Origin of the sequence: Candidatus Rhabdochlamydia sp. W815 (assembly GCF_018642185.1) — a bacterium.
In the GTDB taxonomy this organism is placed as follows: domain Bacteria; phylum Chlamydiota; class Chlamydiia; order Chlamydiales; family Rhabdochlamydiaceae; genus Rhabdochlamydia; species Rhabdochlamydia oedothoracis.
Window position 1 is genome coordinate 1 of sequence record NZ_JAAVTY010000052.1, and the last position, 9889, is coordinate 9889.

Consider the following 9889-nt stretch of genomic DNA (forward strand, 5'->3'; position numbering starts at 1 on the left):
TCCTTGCTTGCTCATGTCATCTGTCTTTAGTTAAAAAATAAAAAGATCTGGTATCATAGCGAAAATTTATATTCAATTCAAGATAGGTTCATAAGCAAGAATTAACAGCATTAACAAGAAAAGCTTTACAAAATGAAAATCAGCCCTCTGTATAGGATAATTTTTTAATCCCTTTTAAAACTCACCTTACGCACTCTCTATAGAGGATCGTGCTGCTTATCAAGCCACTTTTTCCCTCTGTATGTTCGTAAGGTGAGATACTTAAATGATTTTTTTCCGAATCTCGTTGAGATTAGTGATAACTTCTCGAATAGTGTATGATAAGCGATTCATCGTAAAAATAGACCACACCTATTCCTTCCATGACTTGGAAAATCCATAAACCCTGATGAAGAGATCTATTTCATAGATGCTGTGCATCCTGAACATCAGTCCCAAGCCGTATGTGGATGGATCAAAAAAGGCGTTCAAAAGATTTTGCAGACATCCGGGAAACAATTGCGATTGCATTTTGCTGGAGCTCTTTGCCTGACAGGAATGAAGATTTTTACAGAGGAATATAAGACAGTTGATGCCGATGCAATGCTCGATTTTTTCAAGAAGCTAGAAAAACAGACAAAGGCTCGAATTATTCATGTAATTTTGGATAATGCGAGATCAAACAAAAATAAGAAACTAGAAGAGTTTCTGATGTCTTCTAGGATTAAAGTGCATTATCTCCCTCCTTATTCGCCGAATTTGAATCCTATCGAACGCTTGTGGAAGATCTTAAGGGAAAAGACGGTATACAATCGATATACTAGTTTAATTTCAAATTAAGAATTACATCTTGGTATTTTGAAAAAAATCTCTTTACCTTCATAGAAGATATTATTCTTTGCTTAAAGATTTTTATATGGTTTAAATTCTTAATTTGAAGCCAAACTAGTATATAGTGGTTCCGATTCAATCGTATACAAAAATATAGGATTAACGACAAGTTTCAAGTATTTGACTTGAACCCCATTAAGCTAGCCGTTTGAATCGGCACTACTATATATGACTCCCAAACAATATGCCTCTGGAGAAGTGCAAAGACAGGAAAGAATTTCGAAATGTGGATCCAATGAACTTAGGTCTTTGTTAGTTGAGGCTGGAATGGTAATGCTCACACGAAGTAAGAAATGGAGTAAAGTGAAAGCTTGGGGTTTAAAAATTATGCAAAAAAAAGGGATGAAGAAAGCCGCTTTAGCAGTAGGTAGAAAGTTATCCGTGATCATGCACAAGATGCTGATCGAACAAAAAGAATTTATTTATGGCGAGCCAAAAATAGCTTAAAACACATCTTTTTAGAAATAGAAAAGTACATTAGGAAAAGCAGCTAAAATTTTTGTAGGAGAAAAACCGAAGAAATAGGCAAAGACGACAAGAAGTTGGCTCTTAACCCATTTCATTTCGGATAGCATAATGGAGCGAAGAACCTCAAATAGTTTTCTTCAAAAAAAGACTCCGCAGAGAACCCTGGACTTACTCTCCCGCATTAAACTTTGCTGTCCAAGATCTTAAAAAACGCCTTTTATTTTGCAAGCAAAATATCGGCTCGGAGAGCTTATGAAGAATTAATAGAATTTATATTCCCCTTGTGTGCAATTAGAGAACTAGTTGTAAGGGGAAAATACAAAGTGATATATCTTTAAGCTAAGATTGAGATTAAACGGCTCTTTTCTTTAGACTTGCCTTCAGTTCTAAAATCGATTAAAATCACGGCTATTAAAATCTTAAGTTGGTTTAAGCTCTATGTCGCGCGTACCCCTTATTATTGCAAATTGGAAGATGTATAAGTCTGTTAAAGAAGCGAGAAGCTTTATTAACAGTTTGATCCCTTTGATTGCATCTTCAAAGAGACGCATTTTTATAGCACCTTCTTATCCTGCGATTCCAGTGTCTGTGGAGACTGCGGGTAATAGCTCTATTGTGATCGGTGCTCAGAATATCCATGATCAAATAGAAGGTGCATTTACAGGGGAGGTCTCTGCAAAAATGATCAAGGAGTGTGGAGCTCAATTTTCCCTCATTGGCCATTCGGAGCGAAGAGAGTATTTTCAAGAAAGCAATCTATTGATTAACCGCAAGCTGAAGCGCTCTCTTAAAGAAAAGCTCATACCGATTTTATGTTTAGGAGAGACGCTTCAAGAAAGGAAAGGGGGATTAGTAGAGGTTACTTTGAGAACCCAGCTTGAAGAGTGTCTAATGGCCTTAAGTGAAGAGGAAGTAAAACAGGTTGTGATTGCCTATGAACCCGTCTGGGCTATTGGTGCTGGTAAAACGGCAACCAAAGAGGAAGCACAAGATGTGCATGCATTCATACGTAATTATATTCAAAACTTAATGGGAAGAAGAGTAGCCGATGATTTACCCATACTGTATGGTGGATCGGTAAAACCAGAAAACATATCGAATTTAATGGCTGAGCCTGACATCGATGGAGCACTTGTTGGAGGAGCTTCTTTAGATGTTATCTCATTTGCCCAGATTGTTAATTTTTAGAGGAAATTTATGACTTTTGTTTTTTATCTTGTAATTTTTTTATTTATCTTGCTCTGCGCTGTTTTATGTCTTGTGGTATTAGTACAAGAGAGCAAAAGTTTAGGTTTAGGAGCCTCTTTTGGAGGAGATCCTGGAGATTCTTTATTTGGCACATCTACAGCAGATATTTTAAAGAAGTTTACAGCTTATTTGGGAATTATCTTTATTATTTCATGCGTAGTACTATCTCTATGGACCGGAGCTTTAAGCCGTAGGACTTCTTTAAATCCTACAATAATTGAAGAAGTGCAGCATTGATTTATGTTGGCTTCTCTTCGCTATTATGGCGATCCCATCTTAAGAAAGATCTGTAAACCAATTACTGTAATCACAAATGAAATCAGGCAGCTGATACAAAGTATGATTGCGATCATGGATAAACATGATGGAGTTGGTTTAGCAGCTCCTCAATTAGGCCATGATATTCGTTTATTTGTTCTACGCAATTATGTCGATTTGGAAAATGATAAGTGGAAGCTATCTGAACCTAGAGTGTATATCAACCCAAAGTTATCCTTTCCTAGAAAAAATCAAGTAAAAGAAGAAGAAGGGTGTCTTTCTATTCCTAAACTTTTCTATAAAGTCACAAGACCTGATTTTGTAGTTGTAAAAGCTTTAGATCTCAGTGGGAATCCTTTTACAGAAAAGATAGATGGTTATAATGCACGTGTGCGCATGCATGAAAATGATCATCTCAACGGTGTGCTTTTTATCGATCATCTGGATGCAAAAACGCGTAAGGAGATCAAGCCTCTTCTTAGAGAAATTAAGAAAAAATACCAGTCTATTTAAATAAGGATACAGCTGCTGTAAAGCGATTGTCATTAGGCAGACGTTCGTAAGATAATCTTAACTGCCAGCTACAGGTAAGCATGGTGAAAAGATCGATTTTTCCTGCATGATAACTTGGTTCGCTTTTGCGCCTCCATCCATGTTTTGTTTGCACAAGGCAACTCCACTTAGGTCCTAGGCGAAGATAACCTCGGGCTAGAATCGTATTGCGCCCATCGGAGAGAGAAGTATCTAAAAGCTCCGAGATAGGTCTTGTAATCTCTAGTAAAAAGTTTTTATGGTTAGCCTTGCGCCAGTCAAAAGCGCTTCGGTGACGAAATTCTGCAGCAAGCGCTAAATCTTCATTTAATGTCCATTCTGCAGATACATTGACAAAATCCCAAACTTGATTTTCAAAATTTCTTGCAATGGTGGTTTTTAAAGCAACGGAAGAAAAATTGCAGCCAAGAGATAAATACCCTTTGGGGAAATTTCTATCAAAGGCGCGTTTCCCAAAAAAACCATAGGTGTAAATTTCACTGGTAAAAGTAGGGACAAAGTAAGAAGTAATGGGCCGGATTAAATCATTGCGTATACCAAGTCGTAATTGATTGAGCTGAGTATAGGCATCATCTATGTCAAAATAGAAGTGTTTATTTAAGCCTAAAACCGGACGAGTATACCCTTGTGCGTGTGCATAAGGTTCAATCACATGTCTCATGCAAGAGTAGGAGGCAACAAGGCGGGTATGAACTTCTATTCCATAAAAAGCAGTAGCCTGTATTACCGCTTGGTCAGAGGAATTATTACTGTAGAAAATTCCCGTTGCTCCTATATTGGGCGTTAACATGAAAGGACCAATAGAAAGCGGGCGGTAGAGTTCATGATAGGCTTGTACTCTACCTGCACGTGTTTGCGCAGGAAGGTGTAGAGCATCTAACTGAGATCTTAATGGATTGGTGTATATGTAATCAAGAAACCCTCCATTAAAGTTATTAATAGAGATAATTCCAGAAGAGCCTAAAGTAAAGGGACGTATACCTAAAAAGAAAAAAGGGAGTTCTTGATCAATGCTCTGAAAAAAATTAATACGCGGTTGTAGATTGAAATATAAAAAAGCTTGGTTAAATTCCCTAGAAATGGTTAATAGAGTGCGTTGTTGTGTATTAATTTCAAAATCTTCGCTTTTAAAATCACCCACCATTTGCGAATCGCTTAATTTGTCATAAGTAAGATGGACTTGTGTTTTTTGATCCTTGCTTAAGTAATGATACAAACCCTGTAAGCGATACCTATGAGGGCTTTTTTCATCAGGAAAACTTTTATCATGGGCTCCGTAGCTACGTGTAACAAAAATGGTACGCTTATCTTGAGAAAGGTATTCGGTTTCTAAAGCTGCTCCAAAACCTCTTTTCATTCGATAATCCAAGCGAAAAAAGCAATCTATATCCTTCCATGAAAAGAACCGATAGCGCGCAGTAAGTCTTGGTCCTAGAATTTTATCCCATACCACCTTATAGCGAATAGGAGAATTTTGAAACGCTTTTAAGTTGCTTTTAAATAAAGGAAGCCAGAAGAGAGGGACTTTAAAAAGCCGGAAATGAATGTTTCTTGCAGATAACAGATGATTTTTTGTAATAGTAGCTGTATTTGCTTGTAGATCCCAATCCGTATCTTGATTTTCACATGTAGTTACAAAAGCATTTGTGATAGAAAAAGTGCCATCTTCTAGAAGCTCAATTTTATCTCCTCCTAGAAACCACATATCTACAAATGTTTTACCGCAGATAACAGTCCCTCTACGGTGAATAAAATCGTATTCTAATCGAGACCCTACAAATACACGATTACCCAGCTCTAGCATTAAATCGTCTTCTGCTAGAATTTTTTGTATGAAAATTCCATTTTCCGTTTTATTGATATAGGTCATTTTTCTAGCTTGGATTCGTATGCCTCTGGATTTAGCTACCCCCCCTTCTTCTGTAGAAAGAACCCCGTTGGAAAAACTGGGATTTTTTAAATCAATAGTCAGATCATCTAACTCAGAGCAGCTATTTTCAAAACAAGGTAAATCTGGTTCAGAAGCTAAGGCACTTAAGAAACATAGGGAAAAAATCAACAGAAAATACATGAATCATTGCTTTAAGGTTACATCGTGAAATTTAGCAGTTTAAAGCTATTGCAGAGTTTGGATCAATAGACCTGCGATCAAAGGTCGATTTTTTTGATGTCCTTGTTGTAAACTATCTAGTAGAACATCAAGACCTTCTTTTGTATGCTGATTGCTAATCACCTGATAGCAGCTGATTAGCAGCTGTGAATTTTCTTCGGGAGTTAATTCAAAGGCGGTTTTGTCTTTAAAATAATTCTCTCTTGTTAAGAGGGGACGAAATTGAATGATTTGCCTATTTTGCTGAGAATGAATCCATTCTAGAATGAGCTGCTTAGAAGGTGTATTTTTATTGAGTTGAAATAATGCAAGATTGCAATAGTTGCGAATTAAGGGTATTTTTGCTCTTTGAGCATGTTTTTCTAATAAAGCAATTGCCTTAGGGGTCTGTAGATTTTGTAATAAAGAACTTATACCAGGAATTAACTCCAGTTGTCTTGCATCAAGAAGAAAACTGGCTAAATCTACAAATGCATCAGGAGATAGCTCGATAGATTTTCTTAAGATTTCTTCTTTTACATACAAAGAAAGCCCGACTAAATCATAAAAAGAGTGTTTCATATGCTGTTGCATAGAAGGAACTACTTTCCATGCGGTAAAGGCATTACCGATTGTCATTTGAGGCTGAAATCCAAAATCACGACTATCTCTAACAAGAAACTCTTTTACATAAGGCAGGCAACGCTCATCTTTTAAATCAAGTAGGGAGAGCATAGCATTAAAACGAATCTGTAGATGGTTTTCTTGGAGAAGAGAAATCAGTACTTTTTCCGATCCCATAATTTTACCCAGTAAGGCAATGGCAAATAGATTTTTCTCTTTTGCTAAAGAAAAGATTTTTTCCTTGGCACTTTCTTCTCCTAGTAAATACAGCGAATAATTAGCGGCTAATTTCACATTATCATTATTAGAAAGGCTTAGATTTCGCAAAATGGATAGAGCATGTGTATCTTTTAAAGCTCCGAGAGCAAAACAGCAAGCTTCTTGTTCTGCAGGATTAATGTGAGAGGCTTTTCTACGAATATTAGGTAATAGCTCTTCGTATCCAGCTTTTGCAGAATGTAAAATAGCTTCAATGCGCGTTTTTTGAATAGGGTCATCGAGTAGTTGTTTGAGTAATAAAACGGCATCGGAAGAGCCGACTAAAGCAAAAAATTGAGGAAAAAAAAAGCGCATTTCAGGAGGTAGTTTATGCATGAGAGATTCTACTTGACCCACGGAATTTCGTGTTTTTCTAATGGCTAATTGATAAGCTGCTTCTAGCCTTGTATACAAAAAACCAGAGGACATGGCTTTATTTAAAAGGGATTCAAATCGATCATCTTGTAATTGTCCAATCAATTGCAAAGTAGCAAGTTGCACTTCTGGATGCCTACTTGTAATTCCTGATTCTAAGATTTCTTTTGTAGTTTGGATTCTAGCAATCTTCAATCCCAATAGAGAAATGAGTTGTTCTTCGCTCTCTAAACTTTTAGCACCTTGTTCTAAAATCATTTCAGCCATGCGCTGCAATGCTTCAAAATCATGCCGCCCCAACTCTTCTTTATACCGTTGATAGAGGGTGATTGCTTGCGAGATCTCTTTAGATTGTACCAGATAGAAAATATGTAATGGATTAACCTTTGTTTGCAGAGTTTCTGCTTGTAGGTGAGAATAGATAAAAGATATGCAAAAAAGAAACTTTAAGGTTTTTTTAAATAATGCCATAAATTTACCTGCATTTTAGAAAGGAGCTCTGTTACTAGATTAATCGGTAATCCCATTATATTGTAATAACATCCTATAATTCGATGGATCAAGATGCTTGGTTGAGTCTTGAATGCCATATCCACCTGCTTTATCTAAGCAAGGATCATTTTTATGATAGAGTCTAATTTGTTCTTCTGTAAGTGGATTAAAAAGAACATAGGATTTCTCTAATCCACTATAACAAATACATTTTTTATATAACAGATACAGCCGTTATTACTACATGCCATTGATTTGAGAGCTCCATTAGCATAGTAAAAGCTTCTTCTTCATTTTTAGGTTAGTCTTTTCAAGTTTGAAGTGCAAAGAATGATACTTTCATCAAAATGAGAAGAATGCTGGGTAAAAGGAAGAGAAAAATAGCGCAAAATTTCCGAACGTCTAGGCGAGCTTGATGCTAGAATTAACATGTAAAAGGTCTCTTATAAACCAGATTACCCTGTATCTTCTTTTTTCTTAAGCTTTTTGGAAGCTGTCTTGTGAATAAGAAGCTCTGTATGATCAACCCAGATAGGAGAACTCCATGCAATATGGCCATTTTCTTGCGTTACTCTAAGATAGTAATAGATAAAGGGAGGACGTTCATCGGGAGATTGTAAAGAGATCTTTGAGATAGATTCGGTATCATCAATAGCAAATTCATATTCTGTTTGATTAGGATTCATTATTTTAAATGGAACGCCATTGCGAACAATGACAATTTCTTTGATATTTTCTGTTGTTGCTATAAAACCTGTAAGATGACGATTAAAAATCAAACCGGGTTTGATTTTTGTGTTTAATTCGCTTCCCATGCATGCTCCTGCAATGAAAAATCCTAATACAATTTTATCCCCAGTGGTTGCATAGCAAGATCTTTGATAAAGTGCCTGAAAAAGAGATTCTCTTGTTTGTTCTACTGCTATAATGGCTGTTAATCCAGCAGAGTATTGCACTTGTGAGCCTTCATAAAGACCATTGTATACTCCACGATCATCTAAGCCACCCGCTACAAAACCAAAACGACAGTTGCGATTTAGAGCTTGTCTGATAGAGCCTTTTTCCGATTCTACAATCTCTTTACCATTTTTTGCCGTAATGGGTCTGAGGTTTCCTTCTTTTCCTAAACATTCGGAAGAGCCCCAGCAATTGTAAATTTCCACAACTCTTTCAAAATCGGGGTCAAATTCTTTAAAATTTGTCTCCATTCCTTTTGCCATACTAAAGGAAGCAATAGATAAGATCTCCTTAGGAGAATGGGCTCTATAGATCTTTTTCAAGGAGCTATTTTTAGCGTCTTTTTTGCGCAAGATAGGTTTATTGTCTTTAGAGTAAATCAGCTGATGAATTCCTTCTTCTAACGGTTTTCCTACCCATTGAAATCCTAAAAAAGTAGAAAATCTTAAATCCTCGTTAAATTCAGCAATTTGTGAAGAAATGACTTTCCATGTGTCGTTAGAGGTTTCTTCTGTATTTTCAAAAGAGGAGGTAGCAAAGAAATTAAAGTTTTTCTCATCACGTAAATAACGAAGACAGTTTTCAATATTATCGCCCGCATCAAATCGCTCTGATTCCCCATGTAGCTGTCCCCAGAAAATGCTTTTATCTGCATCTGAGTCTGTAGAGCATTTAATAGGGGATGAATAAAATACTTCTTTTGTTGTTAGATTGCGCAATTCAATCCTATAGATACCAGCTTCTCCAAAATATAGATTGGGAATGTTGATAAAACCGGTTTCTGGAACAAATAGCTTCCAATTTAAATTCTCGCGCAAATTTTTATAAGAAAGCTCAATTAAAGTGCCCTCAGGTGCCTGATGGGTTAAGTTCCCATAGCAGTCCTCAAAACGAATAATTACATCAAAACGCTTGTTTTTAGAAACCAATGAAGGAGCTATGATGCGAATATTTTCCAGAGAGCTCCCTTTAACATCTAAAGTAAAAATCTCAGGCTCTTTCCAGTCGCCTTTTCCTTTGGAATCAATATAAAGGTGAAAAGCCCGTTTTCTCTGTAGAAAGGTTTGAGCTCGATTTCCCTCTTTTGAGCCTTCACTAGCACCTATAATGATGATTGCTGTCTCTCCCGCTTTTAGATCAGAGCTCAGGGTGCACTCAAAGGTAGACTGACCTGTTTTTTTAGCGTTAATAGACTTACCTTCAGGGGTTTGTATCCAAATTCGATTTTTCTTTTCTTGAGAGCTAGCCTCAGGTATTTGCCAGTCGCTAATTCTGCCCTGAGAAAAAAGGTTAAATTTTAAAATAGTACCCTTAGGCAGTGTTACAGCAGTAGTGTAAAAAAATTTCCAATTTGAAACTTGACCAGCAAAAGCCAGATTAGGCTCGCAATAACAGATCGATCGACGCATGAAATCTCCTGATATTATCCAACGAACTGATATTGTGCCTGATAAGGTGATTCTTTAGCAAGAGGGTTAAAAATAAAGAGGTTTTTACCCAAAAAAACCCTTAAGAAAAGGCCCTTTCAACCTCGAAGTGCACAAAAAAGAACATATAAATACTTGAAAAAACATCTATTGTGCACCCGAGCATAGCATGTTTGTAGATAATCTCCTAAACACTTCTAGTGGAGTTTTGAAGTTGAGAGCCTTTCTAGGTCTGTTATTTAGCATAAGTTTCCACCCCTTCCATATCCTT

General features: G+C 36.6%; 10 protein-coding genes. 5 read left to right on the plus strand and 5 right to left on the minus strand.

Going from position 1 to position 9889, the window contains the following annotated elements; all coding sequences use genetic code 11:
- Positions 1–396 precede the first annotated feature (396 nt).
- The 5 genes from RHOW815_RS04715 to def all read left to right on the plus strand — a co-directional run bounded on the left by RHOW815_RS04715 (position 397) and on the right by def (position 3357).
- Positions 397–819 (plus strand): IS630 family transposase, encoded by a 423-nt coding sequence (locus RHOW815_RS04715; RefSeq protein WP_256439915.1) that lies wholly within the window; start codon positions 397–399, stop codon positions 817–819.
- A 219-nt stretch (positions 820–1038) separates the two neighbouring features.
- Complete coding sequence (locus tag RHOW815_RS04720) at positions 1039–1317, plus strand: transposase (RefSeq protein ID WP_215217188.1); 279 nt, start codon at positions 1039–1041, stop codon at positions 1315–1317.
- A gap of 459 nt (positions 1318–1776) precedes the next feature.
- The gene (gene tpiA, locus RHOW815_RS04725; protein WP_215217189.1) at positions 1777–2526 is read left to right on the plus strand and encodes a triose-phosphate isomerase; all 750 of its coding nucleotides are present in this window, start codon (positions 1777–1779) and stop codon (positions 2524–2526) included.
- Positions 2527–2535: 9 nt separating this feature from the next.
- Positions 2536–2823 (plus strand): preprotein translocase subunit SecG, encoded by a 288-nt coding sequence (secG, locus tag RHOW815_RS04730; protein ID WP_215217190.1) that lies wholly within the window; start codon positions 2536–2538, stop codon positions 2821–2823.
- 3 nt (positions 2824–2826) lie between these two features.
- Positions 2827–3357: a peptide deformylase gene (def, locus tag RHOW815_RS04735; RefSeq protein WP_215217191.1), complete on the plus strand. Its 531-nt coding sequence runs from the start codon at positions 2827–2829 to the stop codon at positions 3355–3357.
- On the opposite strand, the gene RHOW815_RS04740 is transcribed toward def, so the two are convergent.
- The 5 genes from RHOW815_RS04740 to RHOW815_RS04755 form a co-directional block, all read right to left on the minus strand.
- The gene (locus RHOW815_RS04740) at positions 3350–5467 is read right to left on the minus strand and encodes an LPS-assembly protein LptD (RefSeq protein WP_215217192.1); all 2118 of its coding nucleotides are present in this window, start codon (positions 5465–5467) and stop codon (positions 3350–3352) included. The two genes, def and RHOW815_RS04740, sit on opposite strands and share 8 nt — an antisense overlap.
- A 45-nt stretch (positions 5468–5512) precedes the next feature.
- Positions 5513–7213: a HEAT repeat domain-containing protein gene (locus tag RHOW815_RS04745; RefSeq protein ID WP_215217193.1), complete on the minus strand. Its 1701-nt coding sequence runs from the start codon at positions 7211–7213 to the stop codon at positions 5513–5515.
- 39 nt (positions 7214–7252) lie between these two features.
- Positions 7253–7465, minus strand: coding sequence for a Maf family protein (locus tag RHOW815_RS09060; RefSeq protein ID WP_320412341.1), 213 nt, complete (start codon positions 7463–7465; stop codon positions 7253–7255).
- Positions 7466–7530: 65 nt separating this feature from the next.
- On the minus strand, positions 7531–7665 hold the full coding sequence (locus RHOW815_RS08850; RefSeq protein WP_256439914.1) for a Maf family protein: 135 nt from the start codon (positions 7663–7665) through the stop codon (positions 7531–7533).
- A 24-nt stretch (positions 7666–7689) separates the two neighbouring features.
- The gene (locus tag RHOW815_RS04755; RefSeq protein WP_215217194.1) at positions 7690–9600 is read right to left on the minus strand and encodes a DUF3604 domain-containing protein; all 1911 of its coding nucleotides are present in this window, start codon (positions 9598–9600) and stop codon (positions 7690–7692) included.
- Positions 9601–9889: the final 289 nt, after the last annotated feature.